Below are 16,079 nucleotides of genomic sequence, written 5' to 3'. Positions count from 1 at the left end.
GGTATAGACCCAACGGAGGGCCGTGACGATGGGAGAATCGCCGGATGGCGGAAATCATCCAGAAGGACGGTACGTGGACCTTCGACGGGGACGCGGTGCGCATCGTGCCGGGCCACGACAAGGGGGTGTCCCTGCTGCGCCAGCACCTCGGCGAGGTGACAGTACCCCTGCACGCGATAGCGGGGATCAGCCACGAACCGGGCCGCAAGGCGGGCCGGTTGCGGCTCCGGCTGCGTGACGGCGCGGACCCGCTCCTCCAGGTCACCGGGGGGCGGCTCCCGGAGGGCTCGGACCCGTACCGGCTGACGGTGGAGCCGGACCGCACGGGGGTCGCCGAGTACTTCGTCGACGCGGTCCGCAACGCACTGCTGCTGGACCGGGTCGACCCCGGACCGTCGGACGCGTACCTGATGCCCGGCCCCCCGGTGCCGATCTCGGTGAGCGCGGGCGACGGGACGGTGACCTTCGACGGGGACGCCGTCACCCTGCAGTGGAGCTGGACCGCCGAGGACGCCAAGACCGCCGGCGGATCGCGCACCTTCCGCACGGCGGACCTCAAGGCGGTCGAGTGGGTCCCCGCGCGGGGACTGGAGAACGGCTGGCTGCGCTTCTCCCTGGCGGGCGTCCCCTCGGCGGGCCCGCCCAAGTACGACCCCCACACGGTGGAGATCTTCGGGCTCAAGAAGGACCCGCTGATGGCGCTGGCCGCCGCCGCGGTCGTGGTGCGCCTGCCCCACCCGGCGGCGGCAGCGGCATCCGCCCCCGTCCCGTCCATCCCGCCGACGGCCGCCCCGGCCGCCCTCCCCACCCCGGCCCCGGCGGGCGACGACCACGACGCCCTGCTGCGCCGGCTGCGCGAGCTGGGCGAACTGCACACGACGGGCATCCTGACCGCCGAGGAGTTCGCCCTGGCAAAAGCGGCGATTTTGCGTCGCTTCTGACCGACCCGAGCCGGAATCACCCATTCCTCTGGTCCAGACCAGCGAGATCCTGCCCGATTCCGGGCAGGATCTTTGCGTTCCTCCCGTTCGCCGGTCAATATCTACGAGTGCTCGACCGCCGCCCGTCGCATGACGACCTCGTCGACCACCTGGTGCGCAGCACCGCGCTGCAGCGCGGCGAGGCCGCCCGGGTGGTGCTCGACGTACTCGCCTACTTCGACGAGACGACCGAGGAGTTCGTCCGGCGCCGCCACCGCGAACTGCAGTCCGGCGGGGCGGTCAACGCCGAGATCTTCGAGCGGATCGCGGCCGAACTGCCGCACCGCGCCGTGGCGCCCCCGGAGCTCTCCCTCCGGCAGCTGCGCCGCATCGTCTACGGCTGAGCACGGCATCCGAACTTCAGGAGGGGCAATACCGTATGTGCGGAATCGTGGGTTACATCGGCAAGCGCGACGTGGCACCGCTGCTGCTGGAAGGACTCCAGCGGCTGGAATACCGCGGCTACGACTCGGCGGGCATCGTCGTGAACAGCCCGAAGTCGGCGGCCCTGAAGGTCGTCAAGGCCAAGGGTCGGGTCCGTGAACTGGAGTCCCGCGTCCCCAAGCGCTTCGCCGGCACCACGGGCATCGCGCACACCCGCTGGGCCACCCACGGCGCGCCGAGCGACATCAACTCGCACCCGCACCTCGACGCCGAGAACAAGGTGGCGGTCGTCCACAACGGCATCGTCGACAACGCCTCGGAGCTGCGCGCCAAGCTGGAGGCCGAGGGCGTCGTCTTCGTCTCGGAGACCGACACCGAGGTCCTCGTCCACCTGATCGCCCGCTCGCAGGCCGAGACGCTGGAGGAGAAGGTCCGCGAGGCCCTCAAGGTCGTCGACGGCACCTACGGCATCGCCGTCATGCACGCCGACTTCGCCGACCGCATCGTCGTCGCCCGCAACGGCTCCCCGGTCGTCCTCGGCATCGGCGAGAAGGAGATGTTCGTCGCCTCGGACGTCGCCGCCCTGGTCGCCCACACCCGCCAGGTCGTCACTCTCGGCGACGGCGAGATGGCCACCCTCAAGGCCGACGACTTCCGCACGTACACCACGAGCGGTACGACGACCACCGCCACGCCCGAGACCGTGGAGTGGGAGGCCGCCTCCTACGACATGGGCGGCCACGACACCTACATGCACAAGGAGATCTCCGAGCAGCCCGACGCGGTCGACCGCGTGCTGCGCGGCCGGATCGACGACCGCTTCAACACCGTGCACCTGGGCGGCCTGAACCTGGACCCGCGCGAGGCGCGCGGCATCCGCCGGGTCAAGATCCTCGGCTGCGGCACCTCGTACCACGCGGGCCTCATCGGCGCGGGCCTCATCGAGAGCATGGCCCGGATCCCCGCCGACGCCGAGCCGGCGTCCGAGTTCCGCTACCGCAACCCGGTCGTGGACCCCGACACCCTGTACATCGCCGTCTCCCAGTCCGGTGAGACCTACGACGTGCTCGCGGCCGTCCAGGAGCTCAAGCGCAAGGGCGCCCGCGTCCTCGGCGTGGTGAACGTGGTCGGTTCCGCCATCGCCCGCGAGGCCGACGGCGGCGTGTACGTGCACGCCGGCCCCGAGGTCTGCGTCGTCTCCACGAAGTGCTTCACCAACACGGTCGTCGCCTTCGCGCTGCTCGCCGTGCACCTCGGCCGGATCCGGGACCTCTCCGTCACCGACGGCAAGCGGATCATCGAGGGCCTGCGCAAGCTGCCCGCGCAGATCCAGGAGATCCTGGACGGCGAGGAGGACATCAAGAAGCTGGCGGCCGAGTACGCCGAGGCCAAGTCGATGATGTTCATCGGTCGCGTCCGCGGGTACCCGGTGGCGCTGGAGGCCTCCCTCAAGCTGAAGGAGATCTCCTACATCCACGCCGAGGCCTACCCGGCCTCCGAGCTCAAGCACGGCCCGCTCGCCCTCATCGAGCCGGCGATGCCGACGGTCGCGATCGTCCCGGACGACGACCTGCTGGAGAAGAACCGCGCCGCGCTGGAGGAGATCAAGGCCCGCAGCGGCCGCATCCTCGCAGTCGCCCACCGGGAGCAGGAGAAGGCCGACCACACCATCCTCGTCCCCAAGAACGAGGACGAGCTGGACCCGATCCTGATGGGCATCCCGCTCCAGCTCCTGGCCTACCACACCGCCCTGGCCCTGGGCCGGGACATCGACAAGCCGCGCAACCTGGCGAAGTCCGTCACCGTCGAGTAGCCGGACCGCGCACATGAGGAACGGCCCCCCGGGATCCCCCGGGGGGCCGTTCCGCGTCCGCTCCCCCACCGCGCCTCAGCTTGCGGCGACCGCGCCGCGACGGGAGGACCTGCCGAACGCCACCGGCCAGTGCGCCAGGGCCGCCGTGGCCCCGTACCAGGCGAGCAGTCCGGCGACCGCCGCCACCCAGCCCGCCGCCTTGGCGAGGACGCCGCTGTCTGCGAAGGCGCCTATCGCGAGCAGCAGCAGGGAGAGGGTGAAGAGGCCGTACACACCCTGTCCGAAGAGCCCGCTCGCGGCCCCCACGGTGAGGGTCAGGCCGAGCAGGGCGAACAGGACGAGGAACGATCCGGCAGCGTCTGCCGAAACCTTTCCGTCGGCTCCGGCCGCCCAGGTGAACCAGAAGGCGCCGAGGCCCGCGAACGCCGTGCCGTTGAAGCCGTTGCCGCCGCGGAACTCCAGGAGTCCGAGGACGAACAGGGCGAGACCGCCGACGTAGGTGGCGAGCGACACGGAGTTGGCCGCGGAGACACCGTCGATGATGCCGGTGTGGCCGATACCGAACGCGAGAAGGGTGAGACCCAGGGCGATGTGCCCCAGGGTCGAGGTCGAGGCCGTGCTTCCCGCAGAGACACCGTTGTCCACGGCGGGCTCCCTTCGATCTGCAGTTGTTTGCTGCGTCCCAGCAGCATTTATCTACCCTTTACATGGGGGTTCACAACCGCACGAGCGACATACAGCGGGTTACGGAATGACAACAACGGGTCGCTGCGCCCGCTTCGCCAGCCGCCCCGCGACCGACCCGAAGATCCGGCCCACGATCCCGTGCGTGGAGCCGACCACGATGGCGTCCGCCGAGTACTCCCGGCCGACCTCCTCCAGCTCGTGGCAGATGTCCCCGCCCCGCTCCACCAGGATCCACGGCACCTCGGCCAGATAGTCCGCGCAGGCCAGCTCCAGCCCCAGCACCTCGGTGCGGTGGTCGGGCACGTCCACGAAGACGGGCGGCTCGCACCCGGCCCACACCGTGGTCGGCAGCCGGTTGGCCACGTGCACGATGATCAGACCGGACCCGGAGCGCCGGGCCATCCCGATGGCGTACGCGAGGGCTCGCTCACTGGACGTGGAGCCGTCGAAGCCCACCACCACCCCGTGCCGGAAGGCAGGGTCGCAGGGGTGGCGCGTCTGTTCCACCGCGCGCAGGTCGGCCGAGACGGAGTCGGCGAGGGGTTTGCGCTTGCGGTCCGCGGGTTCGGAGAATTCGTGACCGGCCATGGATGTCTCGGCGAAGGATCCTCGGGGGAAGCGACAGGGACAATTTCGGCGACGCAGTGTGACGGGGCTCTGTCCGGGAAGCATCTTCCCAAGCCCTTACCCACCAGGGTACGGCGACACTCCCGTCCTGCACAGGGCATGCCGCCCTTGGAGAGCGTCCCAGGGAGCATGCCGGAGGTCCGGCGCCTTGGCAATGTCCGCTGTCCCCTACAGCCAGTGACGAAGGACCCTTCCGTCACCCCCGCACACAGTGACCGAGCGGTGTCGCGGGCGTTGGACAGGCGTCCGACCGTCCAGGAAGAGCCCGCAGGGAGTACGCCGTGCCCGGCCATCCGGTTCACCCCGTCCAGCCCGCTCCGCCGACGCAGTCCGCCCCGACCGCCCCTCCTTCCCCCTCCTCATCGCATCCACTGCTTCACCCGTCCGTGCCATCCGGCAGGGCGTCCCATGATGACGACCCGGCGGGTGACGTGGTCCGTTGGGCCGCCTTCAGCTGCCTGCTCGTCCCCGTGGTGCTCGTCGTCTACGGCACTTCCTACGGCGGGGCCGCCGTGGCGACCCTGGGGCTCGCCGCCGTCACCGCGGCCTGCCGGGTGTTGCTGCGGTACTCCGAGAAGACCGAGCGGGCCGCCGCCCGGGTGTCGACGGAGGAGCCGCTTCCGTCGGGACACCGCGGCCGGCACTCGCGCACCGGGGGCGGCTCGCACCGCGGTTGCCACGGTTCCGGACCGGTGTCCCCTCACGACTGACCGGTTCGCACGTACACACCCGGTTGTTTTCAGCCAACTTCCCGATCGAGTGGCCTCCTTGCCGGAATGTCCCCCCAACCCCCCTACCACCAGCGACTACAGAGCCCCGGCGGCGTCGTGACCCTACGGGTACTGGCCATGGCCGGACAGGGCGCTTCCCACCCGGGTAGCGGAGTGGAACGCTTCCTGATCGAATGCTTTTCGCCAAGTTGCCAAGTCGACATAGCGCTGCGTGCTGAACTTGTCACGCCGACACCACGGGACGCAGTAGATTCGATCATGTATTTACGGCGGGGGAGCCACGTGCAAGGCCGAGGGGAAACGTGCAGGTGCGACCAGACCAAGGAGTCGCGACACCCAAGGGGGGCTTAGCGCCATGAGCCAGGATTCCACCGCCGTCGTCGCGGACGCGGGTCGGAAACTCGCGGGGCGTCGCCGCAGGGAGATCGTCGCGGTGCTGCTGTTCAGCGGCGGGCCGATCTTCGAGAGTTCCATTCCACTTTCCGTGTTCGGCATCGACCGGCAGGACGCGGGAGTTCCACGCTATCGACTGCTCGTGTGCGCCGGGGAGGACGGTCCGCTACGGACCACCGGCGGACTCGAACTGACCGCGCCGTACGGGTTGGAGGCGATCGCCCGGGCAGGCACGGTCGTCGTTCCGGCCTGGCGCTCCATCACCTCACCGCCGCCGCCGGAGGCGCTCGACGCACTGCGTCTGGCGCACGAGGAGGGGGCCCGGATCGTCGGTCTGTGCACGGGAGCCTTCGTGCTCGCCGCCGCCGGACTGCTGGACGGCCGGCCCGCCACGACGCACTGGATGTACGCGCCGACGCTGGCCAAGCGCTACCCGTCCGTCCACGTCGATCCGCGCGAGCTGTTCGTCGACGACGGCGACGTGCTCACCTCCGCGGGCACCGCGGCCGGAATCGACCTGTGCCTGCACATCGTGCGCACCGACCACGGCAGCGAGGCGGCCGGGGCCCTGGCCCGCAGGCTCGTCGTCCCGCCGCGGCGCACGGGTGGCCAGGAACGCTACCTCGACCGGTCGCTGCCCGAGGAGATCGGCGCCGATCCGCTCGCCGAGGTCGTCGCCTGGGCGCTGGAACACCTCCACGAGCAGTTCGACGTGGAGACGCTGGCCGCCCGCGCCTACATGAGCAGGCGCACCTTCGACCGGCGGTTCCGTTCGCTCACCGGCAGCGCACCGCTGCAGTGGCTGATCACCCAGCGGGTGCTCCAGGCACAGCGGCTGCTGGAGACCTCCGACTACTCGGTCGACGAGGTCGCCGGGCGCTGCGGGTTCCGTTCGCCCGTCGCGCTGCGCGGTCACTTCCGGCGGCAACTGGGGTCCTCCCCGGCCGCCTACCGCTCGGCCTACCGGGCGCGCCGCCCGCAGGTCGACGTGGCCCCGGTGACCCAGCTCTCCGACGTACCGGTGCCGCACCAACGCACCGCGCAGCCCCAGCGGGCGGCGGCGGCCCTGGCCGCTTCCGGTCCGAGCGTGACGGAGCTGTACGCCCCCGGCAGGGTGCTGCGCGAGCACGCGTAGCGTCCTCGGGGACCGTGCCCCAGCTCATGACGAAGGTCCCCCGCACCGGCCGAGCACCGATGTGGGGGACCTTCGGCATAAGGTGGGGCGCATGAACGATCGCATGGTGTGGATCGACTGCGAGATGACCGGGCTCTCGTTGACGGACGACGCACTTATCGAGGTGGCCGCACTGGTCACCGACTCGGAGCTCAACGTGCTCGGCGAAGGCGTGGACATCGTGATCCGCCCGCCGGACGCGGCCCTGGAAACCATGCCGGACGTGGTGCGCGAGATGCACACCTCCTCCGGGCTGCTCGACGAGCTGGCCGCCGGCACCACCCTCGCCGACGCCGAGGCCCAGGTCCTGGCGTACGTGCGGGAGCACGTGAAGGAGCCCCGCAAGGCGCCCCTGTGCGGCAACTCCGTCGGCACCGACCGCGGGTTCCTGCTGCGCGACATGGGAGCGCTGGAGAGCTACCTGCACTACCGGATCGTGGACGTGTCCTCGGTCAAGGAGCTGGCTCGCCGTTGGTACCCGCGGGCCTACTTCAACAGCCCGCCGAAGAACGGCAACCACCGGGCGCTCGCGGACATCAAGGAGTCCATCGCCGAGCTGCGGTACTACCGCGAGGCGGTCTTCGTGCCGCAGCCCGGGCCCGACTCGGACACGGCACGCACCATCGCCGCCAAGCACGTCGTGCCCGGCGAGTAACACCCGGGGGAACGGGCGCGGGAAAAGGGGGGAGCGAGCACCCTCCCGGACCCTGTACCCTTTTCTTCGGCCGGTCGTTCTGCGACCGGACATGGTGGGTGTAGCTCAGTTGGTAGAGCACCTGGTTGTGGTCCAGGTGGCCGCGGGTTCAAGTCCCGTCACTCACCCTGAAGGAAGGCCCCGGTACGCGGAAGCGGACCGGGGCCTTCTGCGTACCCGGGGCGCTACGAGGACTCCCGGACGACGAGCTCGGTCGGCAGGATCAGCGCCCGCTCCCCCGCCTCCTCGCCCGCGCCGTCCCGCAGGCCCGCTATGCGCTCCAGCAGGAGCCGGGCCATGGCCCGGCCCATCTCCTCGATCGGCTGGCGGACGCTGGTCAGCGGCGGGTCCATGTGGCGAGCCACCACCGAGTCGTCGAAGCCGACCAGCGCCACGTCCCGCGGGACCCGGCGGCCCGCCGCGCGGAGCTCGCGCAGGGCGCCCGCCGCCATCACGTCGGAGGCGGCGAAGACGGCGTCCAGGGCGGGGCGCCGCTCCAGCAGTTCGCGCATGGCCCGGCGGCCGCCGTCCTCCGTGAAGTCCCCGACGGCCACCAGCCGCTCGTCGACGGGGTGGCCTGCGGTCGTGAGGGCCTGCCGGTAGCCGTCGAGGCGGCACTGGGCTCCGTACACGTCGAGCGGGCCGGTGATCGTGGCGATCGTGCGGCGGCCCCGCCCGAGGAGGTGGCGCACCGCCCCGGCGGCGCCGGCCAGGTTGTCGGAGTCCACGCTCGGGAGGGTCTCGGCGGCCGAGCGGCGGCCGCTGATCACCGCCGGGATGCCCAGCTCGGCCAGCAGCTCGGGCAGCGGGTCCCCGGCGTGCACCGACGCCAGCAACACCCCGTCGACCCGGTGCCCCGACAGGTACTGCGCCAGCCGGCGGCGCTCGCGGTCGCTGCCCGCGAGGGTGAGCACCAGCTGCACGTCGGTCTCGGCGAGGGTCGCGCCGACTCCGCGCACCACGTCGGAGAAGTAGGGCTCCGAGAAGAAGCGGGCCTCCGGCTCGGGGATCACCAGGGCGATGGCGTCGGTCCGGTTGGCGGCGAGCGCGCGGGCGGCCCTGTTCGGCACGTACCCCAGCTCGGCGACGGCGGCCTCGACGGCCTCCCGCGTACGGTCGCTGACCTTGGACGATCCGTTGATCACCCGGGAGACGGTGCCCCGCCCGACCCCGGCCCGGACCGCGACCTCCTCCAAGGTCGGCCGTCCCCCACTGCGCCCGTGCCCGTTCATGGCTTCCTCCCGGTTGTGAATCTACCCCTTGACGACTGTGGGAGCGCTCCCACACTGTGGCACACGACACCCGGCACGTCCCGTCCTTCAGGGAGGACCCAGATGCGAGCCCGAAGAAATCTCGTCACCGCGGCCGGCGTGGCCGCCGCGACCGCCCTGCTGCTCGCCGGCTGCGCACAGGACCCGGAGGAGGGCCCGAAGGCGGGTTCCCCGACGGGCGGCTCGGGGCGGACGACCCTGACGGTCGGCGTGTTCGGCGCCTTCGGGCTCAAGGAGGCGGGCCTCTACGACGAGTACATGGCGCAGAATCCGGGGATCCGGATCGAGCAGACCTCCATCGAGCGGAACGAGAACTACTACCCGCAGCTCCTGACCCACCTGGGCAGCGGCAGCGGTCTCGCCGACATCCAGGCGGTCGAGGTCAACAACATCGCGGAGATCACCGCGACGCAGGCCGACAAGCTGGTCGACCTCGGCAAGGTGGCGGGGGTGGACAAGGCCGCGTACCTGCCGTGGAAGTGGGCACAGGGCACGGCTTCCGCCTCGAAGGGCGGGGCGACCGTCGGACTCGGCACCGACATAGGCCCGCAGGGCATCTGCTACCGCAAGGACCTCTTCGCGGCGGCCGGACTGCCCACCGACCGGGCGGCGGTCGGCGCGCTGTGGGACGGGGACTGGAACAAGTACCTGGAGGCGGGCCGCGCCTACAAGGCGAAGGCCGGGGAGGGCAAGGCGTTCGTCGACTCGGCGTCGGGCGTGATGGCGGCCGTCACCGCGAGCGGCGCCCAGCGGTTCTACGACGAGCGGGGTGAAGTCGTCTACAAGACGAATCCGGCGGTCCGCGGGGCCTTCGACCTCGCCGCCTCCTTCGCCTCCGAGGGGCTGAGCGCGAAGCTCCAACAGTTCACCCCGACCTGGGACCAGGGCTTCTCCAACGGCACCTTCGCGACGATCTCCTGCCCGGCCTGGATGCTCGGGTACATCCAGGACAAGGCGGGCCCGGCGGGCAAGGACAAGTGGGACGTGGCCCCGGCCCCGAAGCCCAGCAACTGGGGCGGCTCGTTCCTGGTGGTGCCGAAGGCGGGCAAGCACGCCGAGGAGGCGGCGAAGCTGGCCGCCTGGCTGACGGCTCCCGCCCAGCAGGCCAGGCTGTTCGAGAAGCGGGGCAGTTTCCCGAGCGCGAGCGCCGCGTACGGGCTGCCGGCGGTGGCGGGCGCACAGCACGCGTACTTCGGGGGCGCGCCCATCGGGGAGATCTTCGCGCGGGCGGCCGAGGGGGTGCCGGTCACGGTGATCGGCCCGAAGGACCTGGTGATCGCCCAGAACCTGGCGGACATCGGGATGCTCCAGGTCGACCAGAAGGGCCGCAGCGCGCAGGAGGGCTGGGACGCGGCGGTGAAGGCCATCGACAACGCCCTGGACCGGTGAGGTTCCGATGACGGACACGACCGCGGCGCCGGCCCCGGCCTCCTCCGCCCGCCGCGTGCGGAGCGGGGCGGGCGGGGCGGGGGGCGGGAGGTCCGGCCGGGGTCAGGTGTGGCGCTCGCGCCGCTACCGGTGGGACCTGCGCTGGAGCCCGTACGCCTTCGTGGCGCCCTTCTTCCTCTTCTTCGCCGCCTTCGGGCTGTTCCCGCTGCTGTACACGGGCTGGGCGGCACTGCACCAGGTGGAGCTGACCGACCCGGACTCCATGACCTGGGTGGGGCTGCGGAACTTCACCCGGCTGTGGGACGACGCCTTCTTCTGGAACGCCCTGCGCAACACCGTCACCATCGGGCTGCTGTCGACGGTGCCGCAGCTGGCCATCGCGCTGGGGCTGGCCCACCTCCTCAACTACCGGATGCGCGGCTCGGCCTTCTTCCGGGTGGTGGTCCTCACCCCGTACGCGACGTCCGTGGCGGCGGCCACCCTCGTGTTCGTGCTGCTCTTCGGTCGGGACTACGGGATGGTCAACTGGGCCCTGTCGACCGTCGGGTTCGGGGCGGTGGACTGGCAGAACGGCCCGCTGGCCTCGCAGCTGGCGGTGTCCGCGATCGTGGTGTGGCGGTGGACGGGCTACAACGCGCTGATCTACCTGGCCGCCATGCAAGCCGTACCCGGAGAGCTGTACGAGTCGGCCGCCCTGGACGGGGCCTCGCGGTGGCAGCAGTTCATCCACGTGACGGTGCCCTCGCTGCGGCCGACCATCTTCTTCACCTGTGTCGTCTCCACGATCGGGGCGACCCAGCTGTTCGGCGAGCCGCTCCTGTTCAACGCGGGGGCGGGCGCGACGGGCGGCTCGGACCACCAGTTCCAGACGCTGGGGCTGTACCTGTACGAGCAGGGGTGGGTGAACCTGCACCTGGGGCGGGCCTCGGCGATCGCCTGGGCGATGTTCCTCATGCTGCTGCTGGTCGCGGGGGCCGCCCGGCTGCTGCGGGGACGGAGGGCGGGGCGATGAGCTCACTGCGCGCGGGCAGGCTGACGTACGCCGCTCTCGCCCTGTTCACGGTCGGGTCGCTGTTCCCGCTGGTGTGGACGGCGATCGCGGCCTCGCGGAGCAGTACGCGGCTGGCGCAGACGCCGCCGCCGTTCTGGTTCGGCGGGAACCTGGGGCGGAACCTGAGGACCGCCTGGACGGACGCCAACATGGGCTCCGCGCTGCTGAACACGGTGGTCGTCGCCGGTACGGTCGCGGCCGTGACCGTCGTGCTGTCGACCCTGGCGGGGTTCGCCTTCGCCCGGCTGCGGTTCCGTGGGCACCGGGTCCTGCTGTCGCTGGTGGTCGGGACGATGCTGATCCCGCCGCAGCTGAGCGTGGTCCCGCTCTACATGCTGGTCGCCGAACTGTCCTGGACGGACCGGCTCCAGGCGGTGATCCTGCCGGCGCTGGTGTGCGCCTTCGGGGTGTTCTTCATGCGGCAGTACCTGGCGCAGGCGCTGCCGATGGAGCTGGTGGAGGCGGCTCGCACCGACGGGGCGAACTCTCTGCGGGTGGTGTGGCACGTGGTGTTCCCGGTGGCCCGGCCGGCGATGGCGGTCCTCGGGATGCTGACCTTCGTCATGACCTGGAACGACTTCTTCTGGCCGATCGTCGCGCTGACCCAGAACGGCAGCCCGACGGTGCAGGTGGCCCTGACGGGACTGGGTCGGGGCTACGTCCCCGACCAGTCCGTGATCATGGCGGGCGCGCTGCTGGGCACGCTCCCGCTGCTGCTGGTGTTCGTCGTATTCGGCCGCCAGATCGTGGGCGGCATCATGCAGGGAGCGGTGAAGGGATGAACGGCGTGGGGGACATGCGATTCCCGGAGGGGTTCTTGTGGGGGGCGGCCACGGCCGCCTTCCAGATCGAGGGCGCGGCCGGGCTGCGCGGGCCGTCGATCTGGGACACCTTCTGTCGTACGCCGGGCAAGGTGCACGGCGGTGACACGGGTGACGTGGCCGTCGACCACCACCGGCTGTGGCGCGAGGACGTCCGGCTGATGGCGGAACTCGGTCTGGGCGCCTACCGGTTCTCGGTGTCCTGGCCGCGCGTCCTGTCCGGCGGGATCGGCTTCTACGACGCGCTCGTGGACGAGCTCCTCGCCCACGACATCGAGCCCTGCGTGACGCTGTACCACTGGGACCTGCCGCAGCACCTGGAGGAGGCGGGCGGCTGGCCGGCCCGGGAGACGGCCTACGACTTCGCCGGGTACGCGCAGACCGTCGCCGACGCCCTCGCCGACCGGGTCGGGCTCTGGACCACGCTCAACGAGCCCTGGTGCAGCGCCTTCCTCGGCTACGCCTCCGGGGTCCACGCCCCCGGCCGCACCAACCCGGCCGACGCCCTGCGCGCCGCCCACCACCTGAACCTGGCCCACGGGATGGCGGCCGCCGCCCTGCCGTCCGGTGTCCGGACGGGCATCGCGCTCAACCCGAGCGCGGTGCGGCCGCTGACCGGATCGGCCGGTGACCTGGACGCCCAACGCCGCATCGACGCCCTCGCCAACCGGATCTTCACCGGCCCCCTGCTGCACGGCGCCTATCCCGACGACCTCCTCTCGGACACGGCGGCGCTGACCGACTGGGCTTTCGTCCGGCCGGGTGACGAGTCGCTCATCCACCAGCCGCTCGGGTTCCTCGGCGTGAACTACTACACCCCGGCGGTGGTCTCGGCCTCCCCCGACGGCCCCCGCGCCGACGGGCACGGTTCGACCGGCCACTCCCCCTGGCCCGCGGCGGACGGCATCGCCTTCCACCAACCACCGGGCGAACGAACCGACATGGACTGGTCGATCGACCCGACGGGCCTGTACGACCTGCTGATGCGGTTCAGCGCCGAGGCACCGGGCCTGCCCCTGCTGGTCACCGAGAACGGGGCCGCGTACGCGCCGGACCTGCACGACCCCCGGCGCATCGGCTACCTGCGCGCGCACCTGTCGGCGATCCACCGGGCGATCGGCGACGGCGCCCCCGTCGGCGGGTACTTCCTGTGGTCGCTGATGGACAACTTCGAATGGTCCTACGGCTACAGCAAGCGCTTCGGCATCGTCCACGTCGACTACGGGACCCAGACCCGCACCCCCCGCTCCAGTGCCCGCTGGTACGCCCGCCTGGCCCGCACGAGCACCCTCTGACCTCCGGCGCCCGGTCCTACGGAAGGCGGAAATCGGCGGCGTTCTCCTCGGCCCAGGTCTCGAAGGACCGAGCCGGGCGGCCGGTGAACCGTTCGACGGTGTCGGTGGTGGCGGCCGGAAGGCCTTCGGCAGCCGCCCAGTGGCCGAGGAGGGCATCGGCGTAGGGAGCGGGCAGGTACTCCGCCACATCGGCCTTCCACTGCTCGGGGGTGACGCTCTCGTAGGGCAGGGGCCGACCGAGGACGGATTCGAGTATCGCGAGCTGGTCCACGAAGGTCAGGGACTGCGGCCCGGTCAGGGTGTGGGCACCGCCGCCGCGGCCCGGGTCGGTGAGGAGGGCGAGGGCGGTCTCGGCGATGTCGGCCTCGTGGATCGGAGCGGAGTGGGCCCCCGGGTAGGGCAGCCGGACGGGCCGACCGGAGGCGAGGGACGAGAACCAGGGGCGGGCGTTGCCCGCGAAGGCTCCGGGGCGCAACAGGGTGGTGTGCAGCGCGGAGGCCGATAGGACGTCCTCGACGGCGAGGTGGGCGGCGGCGAGGGGGTTCACGGCGGCCTCCTCCGTGATCACCGCGGATGAGGACAGGAGCACCACGTGCTCCACCCCGGCGGCGCCCGCCTCCTCGACGAACGCCTCGATCCCGGCGGCCTCGGCGTAGAGGAAGACGGCACGCATCCCGGCCAACGCCCCGGGGAAGGTCGTGGGGTCCGCGAGGTCGCAACGCACGACGTCGGGGGTGTCCGGCTCACGTGAGGCGAGACGGTGAGGGAGGCCGCGGCCGGCGAGGAGGGTGGTGAGGGAACGGGCGACGGCGCCGCGGCCGCCGGTGACGAGGATCGACATGGTGATCTCCTGCTCTGCTCTGCTCGTGCGGTTGATGCGTTGGTGCGGGTGCTGAGTGAGGCGCGTGACCTAAGCTGAGTACGTGGCACAGATTCTGCGCGATACATTCTCTGCGCCACACAGTTAAAACTCAGGCATGGAGAGGCCGATGTCAACCGATTCCCCCCGTACGGGTGAGTGGAGCCGCGCCGAGCTGCTCGCGCGCATCGTCACGGAGAGCCAGCGGCACTACGCCGACTACTCGCTCTTCAGCCAGGCCATGGCCGATCACGTCGGCCTGCACCCCACCGACCTCCAGTGCGTCGGCCTCCTGGACCTGGAGCCGGATCCCGTCAGCACCGGCGACGTCGCCCGCCTCACCGGTCTGACCTCGGGGTCCGCCACCCGTCTCGTCGACCGGCTGGTCAAGGCGGGCATCGTCGAGCGTCGGGCCGATCCGCACGACCGGCGCCGCTCCCTCGTCGTCCTCTCCCCCACCGCACGGGAGCGGATCCACAAGGCCTGGGACACGCCCGGCCGGGCCTTCGGCGCCGTACTCGACCGCTACTCCGACGCCGAACTCGCCCTCATCGCCGACTACCTCCACCGCGCCGCCGAGGTAGGCCGGGCGCAGGCGCGGCGGCTGAACTCCGGCGACCCCGCCTGACCACCCCGCGATCGGGGGCTACCGAAGCCCCCCTTCCACGACCACCGTCCCGGCCGACGGGCAACGACGCGCACCGGGGACACGGGAGGGTCGGCTGGACGAGGTCGGCTTCATGGTCGGGCCCGCACTGGCCGGGATCCTCGCCATGACCGTGCACCCCGCCTCGGCCCTGGTCCTCGCGGCCGTACTGATCCTCGTCTTCGGAACCCTGTTCGCCGTCCATCCGACGGCACCCGGCCCGCTCGCGCCGGCGAACGCGACAAGCGCGACGGATACGACCGGCACGCGAACCCGCGTACGCCTGTGGTCGCCGGGCCTGGTCCTGCTGTTCGCGATGGCCGTGCTCCAGGGCGCGGCGTGGAGCGGCGCCAACACGGGGGTCAACGCGCTCGCCGAGTCCCTGGGCGAACCCGGTACGGCCGGGCTGGTGTGGGCGGCCATGGCCGTGACCAGTTCCGTCGCCGGGTTCGTGACCGTGGCCCGGCCGGGCGCGGTCGACCTGACGGTGCGGCCGCGGTGGACGATCGGCGTCCAGGCGGCGCTGTCGCTGCCGCTCCTAGCGGTGTCCGGAACGGTCGGCGCCGCCTTCGCGGTCGCCGGTATCGGCCTGGCCGTCGCCCCGCACCTCATCGCCCTGTTCGGGCTGGTGGAACGGGCCGGCCGGGCGGAACGGATGGGCGAGGCCATGACGGTGGTGGGCAGCGGCCTGATCCTGGGACAGGCGCTCGCGGCCGCCGCCGCCGGTCCACTGGCCTCGGCGTACGGGTACCGGGCCGCGTTCGTCGTCTCCGTCGCTGCGGCCGCCGGCTCGGCGGCACTGGCCCTGGTCGCGGCCCGACCGGCCCGGTTCCGCCCGGGACCGGCATGATCCGTACGGGGCACCGCCGGGCGGATGCCCCCTGACGGGATGCCGTCCCAGGGGTCGCCTAACGCCCCCCGTCCATCGCCGCGAGCCCCTTCGCCAGGTCCTCGGCGTTCATGACGGGAGCGACCTCGACCTCCGCGTTGAACTGGAGGAGAAGGTCCTCCACCAGGGCCGGGACCATGGCGCTGTCCTGGAGGTCGAAAACCATCCAGCAGGAGCGCACGCCCTCGTGCAGTCCGAAGTAGGCGGCCTCCGGCTCGACCGTTTCCATCAGTTTCTTGATGGCGCGCGGCAGCGAGCCGGTCTTGATGCCCTCGTTGGTGGCGGTGGTGTCCATGTGGGCGCGGAGCATGACTCTCATGCGGGGCTCCTTCCGTCACGCCCACGCTCCGTGCGCCGCGGGCGCGGGGCAACATC

At 71.5% G+C, this 16,079-nt stretch carries 17 protein-coding genes and 1 tRNA gene; 13 read left to right on the top strand and 5 right to left on the bottom strand.

All coding sequences use genetic code 11. The features are described from left to right. Positions 1-44: 44 nt before the first annotated feature. The 3 genes from NOD94_RS15490 to glmS all read left to right on the top strand — a co-directional run bounded on the left by NOD94_RS15490 (position 45) and on the right by glmS (position 3,177). The gene (locus tag NOD94_RS15490; protein ID WP_281206493.1) at positions 45-941 is read left to right on the top strand and encodes a DUF4429 domain-containing protein; all 897 of its coding nucleotides are present in this window, start codon (positions 45-47) and stop codon (positions 939-941) included. A gap of 107 nt (positions 942-1,048) precedes the next feature. Then, the gene (locus NOD94_RS15485) at positions 1,049-1,324 is read left to right on the top strand and encodes a hypothetical protein (RefSeq protein ID WP_030008735.1); all 276 of its coding nucleotides are present in this window, start codon (positions 1,049-1,051) and stop codon (positions 1,322-1,324) included. A gap of 35 nt (positions 1,325-1,359) precedes the next feature. Continuing rightward, the gene (gene glmS, locus NOD94_RS15480) at positions 1,360-3,177 is read left to right on the top strand and encodes a glutamine--fructose-6-phosphate transaminase (isomerizing) (RefSeq protein WP_281206492.1); all 1,818 of its coding nucleotides are present in this window, start codon (positions 1,360-1,362) and stop codon (positions 3,175-3,177) included. A 75-nt stretch (positions 3,178-3,252) separates the two neighbouring features. Here the strand turns inward: glmS and NOD94_RS15475 are convergent, their stop codons facing one another. Together NOD94_RS15475 and NOD94_RS15470 are read right to left on the bottom strand one after the other, a co-directional pair. After that, on the bottom strand, positions 3,253-3,822 hold the full coding sequence (locus tag NOD94_RS15475; protein ID WP_281206490.1) for an acetate uptake transporter: 570 nt from the start codon (positions 3,820-3,822) through the stop codon (positions 3,253-3,255). Positions 3,823-3,921: 99 nt separating this feature from the next. Then, the gene (locus NOD94_RS15470) at positions 3,922-4,452 is read right to left on the bottom strand and encodes a universal stress protein (RefSeq protein ID WP_281206489.1); all 531 of its coding nucleotides are present in this window, start codon (positions 4,450-4,452) and stop codon (positions 3,922-3,924) included. A 410-nt stretch (positions 4,453-4,862) separates the two neighbouring features. Here NOD94_RS15470 and NOD94_RS15465 point away from each other — a divergent pair, with 410 nt between their 5' ends. From NOD94_RS15465 to NOD94_RS15450, 4 genes are all read left to right on the top strand, one after another. Further along, positions 4,863-5,201: a hypothetical protein gene (locus NOD94_RS15465; RefSeq protein ID WP_281206514.1), complete on the top strand. Its 339-nt coding sequence runs from the start codon at positions 4,863-4,865 to the stop codon at positions 5,199-5,201. A 376-nt stretch (positions 5,202-5,577) separates the two neighbouring features. Beyond that, positions 5,578-6,750, top strand: a complete 1,173-nt coding sequence (locus tag NOD94_RS15460) for a helix-turn-helix domain-containing protein (protein ID WP_281206488.1) — start codon at positions 5,578-5,580, stop codon at positions 6,748-6,750. A 91-nt stretch (positions 6,751-6,841) separates the two neighbouring features. Further along, entirely contained in the window at positions 6,842-7,444 is a 603-nt protein-coding gene (orn, locus tag NOD94_RS15455; protein ID WP_281206487.1) for an oligoribonuclease, read from the top strand. A gap of 94 nt (positions 7,445-7,538) precedes the next feature. Next, positions 7,539-7,611, top strand: a tRNA-His gene (locus NOD94_RS15450). A gap of 57 nt (positions 7,612-7,668) precedes the next feature. Here the strand turns inward: NOD94_RS15450 and NOD94_RS15445 are convergent. After that, complete coding sequence (locus NOD94_RS15445; protein WP_281206486.1) at positions 7,669-8,715, bottom strand: LacI family DNA-binding transcriptional regulator; 1,047 nt, start codon at positions 8,713-8,715, stop codon at positions 7,669-7,671. Between the two features lie 102 nt (positions 8,716-8,817). Here NOD94_RS15445 and NOD94_RS15440 point away from each other — a divergent pair, with 102 nt between their 5' ends. The 4 genes from NOD94_RS15440 to NOD94_RS15425 are packed head-to-tail and all read left to right on the top strand — an operon-like array spanning position 8,818 to position 13,310. Next, positions 8,818-10,143, top strand: coding sequence for an extracellular solute-binding protein (locus NOD94_RS15440; RefSeq protein ID WP_281206485.1), 1,326 nt, complete (start codon positions 8,818-8,820; stop codon positions 10,141-10,143). Between the two features lie 7 nt (positions 10,144-10,150). Beyond that, positions 10,151-11,155: a sugar ABC transporter permease gene (locus NOD94_RS15435; RefSeq protein ID WP_281206484.1), complete on the top strand. Its 1,005-nt coding sequence runs from the start codon at positions 10,151-10,153 to the stop codon at positions 11,153-11,155. Beyond that, positions 11,152-11,976 carry a carbohydrate ABC transporter permease gene (locus tag NOD94_RS15430; RefSeq protein ID WP_281206483.1) on the top strand — a complete coding sequence of 275 codons (825 nt, stop codon included), beginning with the start codon at positions 11,152-11,154 and terminating at the stop codon, positions 11,974-11,976. Before NOD94_RS15435 ends, NOD94_RS15430 begins: the two co-directional genes overlap by 4 nt. A 14-nt stretch (positions 11,977-11,990) precedes the next feature. Then, positions 11,991-13,310 carry a GH1 family beta-glucosidase gene (locus tag NOD94_RS15425; protein WP_281206513.1) on the top strand — a complete coding sequence of 440 codons (1,320 nt, stop codon included), beginning with the start codon at positions 11,991-11,993 and terminating at the stop codon, positions 13,308-13,310. 16 nt (positions 13,311-13,326) lie between these two features. Here NOD94_RS15425 and NOD94_RS15420 read toward each other — a convergent pair whose 3' ends face one another. Further along, the gene (locus NOD94_RS15420) at positions 13,327-14,151 is read right to left on the bottom strand and encodes an NAD(P)H-binding protein (protein WP_281206482.1); all 825 of its coding nucleotides are present in this window, start codon (positions 14,149-14,151) and stop codon (positions 13,327-13,329) included. Positions 14,152-14,299: 148 nt separating this feature from the next. Between NOD94_RS15420 and NOD94_RS15415 the strand changes: the two genes are divergently transcribed. Further along, positions 14,300-14,797, top strand: coding sequence for a MarR family transcriptional regulator (locus NOD94_RS15415; RefSeq protein WP_281206481.1), 498 nt, complete (start codon positions 14,300-14,302; stop codon positions 14,795-14,797). A gap of 112 nt (positions 14,798-14,909) precedes the next feature. Next, positions 14,910-15,665, top strand: a complete 756-nt coding sequence (locus tag NOD94_RS15410; RefSeq protein WP_281206480.1) for a hypothetical protein — start codon at positions 14,910-14,912, stop codon at positions 15,663-15,665. 58 nt (positions 15,666-15,723) lie between these two features. Here the strand turns inward: NOD94_RS15410 and NOD94_RS15405 are convergent, their stop codons facing one another. Next, positions 15,724-16,023, bottom strand: a complete 300-nt coding sequence (locus tag NOD94_RS15405) for a hypothetical protein (protein ID WP_281206479.1) — start codon at positions 16,021-16,023, stop codon at positions 15,724-15,726. Positions 16,024-16,079: the final 56 nt, after the last annotated feature.

This window comes from Streptomyces sp. Isolate_45 (assembly GCF_024721315.2).
Classification (GTDB): Bacteria; Actinomycetota; Actinomycetes; order Streptomycetales; family Streptomycetaceae; genus Streptomyces.
Note: the sequence above shows the minus strand (reverse complement) of the source record. Positions and strands in the feature narration are given on the sequence as shown.

What these genes read in the sequence shown, in the direction of transcription:
- orn (WP_281206487.1), top strand. Translation starts at nt 6,842, where the DNA reads ATGAACGATCGCATGGTGTGGATCGACTGCGAGATGACCGGGCTCTCG.
- NOD94_RS15410 (WP_281206480.1), top strand. Translation starts at nt 14,910, where the DNA reads ATGGTCGGGCCCGCACTGGCCGGGATCCTCGCCATGACCGTGCACCCC.
- NOD94_RS15490 (WP_281206493.1), top strand. Translation starts at nt 45, where the DNA reads ATGGCGGAAATCATCCAGAAGGACGGTACGTGGACCTTCGACGGGGAC.
- NOD94_RS15425 (WP_281206513.1), top strand. Translation starts at nt 11,991, where the DNA reads ATGCGATTCCCGGAGGGGTTCTTGTGGGGGGCGGCCACGGCCGCCTTC.
- NOD94_RS15460 (WP_281206488.1), top strand. Translation starts at nt 5,578, where the DNA reads ATGAGCCAGGATTCCACCGCCGTCGTCGCGGACGCGGGTCGGAAACTC.
- NOD94_RS15430 (WP_281206483.1), top strand. Translation starts at nt 11,152, where the DNA reads ATGAGCTCACTGCGCGCGGGCAGGCTGACGTACGCCGCTCTCGCCCTG.
- NOD94_RS15470 (WP_281206489.1), bottom strand. Translation starts at nt 4,452, where the DNA reads ATGGCCGGTCACGAATTCTCCGAACCCGCGGACCGCAAGCGCAAACCC.
- NOD94_RS15435 (WP_281206484.1), top strand. Translation starts at nt 10,151, where the DNA reads ATGACGGACACGACCGCGGCGCCGGCCCCGGCCTCCTCCGCCCGCCGC.
- NOD94_RS15415 (WP_281206481.1), top strand. Translation starts at nt 14,300, where the DNA reads ATGTCAACCGATTCCCCCCGTACGGGTGAGTGGAGCCGCGCCGAGCTG.
- glmS (WP_281206492.1), top strand. Translation starts at nt 1,360, where the DNA reads ATGTGCGGAATCGTGGGTTACATCGGCAAGCGCGACGTGGCACCGCTG.
- NOD94_RS15420 (WP_281206482.1), bottom strand. Translation starts at nt 14,151, where the DNA reads ATGTCGATCCTCGTCACCGGCGGCCGCGGCGCCGTCGCCCGTTCCCTC.
- NOD94_RS15445 (WP_281206486.1), bottom strand. Translation starts at nt 8,715, where the DNA reads ATGAACGGGCACGGGCGCAGTGGGGGACGGCCGACCTTGGAGGAGGTC.
- NOD94_RS15405 (WP_281206479.1), bottom strand. Translation starts at nt 16,023, where the DNA reads ATGAGAGTCATGCTCCGCGCCCACATGGACACCACCGCCACCAACGAG.
- NOD94_RS15440 (WP_281206485.1), top strand. Translation starts at nt 8,818, where the DNA reads ATGCGAGCCCGAAGAAATCTCGTCACCGCGGCCGGCGTGGCCGCCGCG.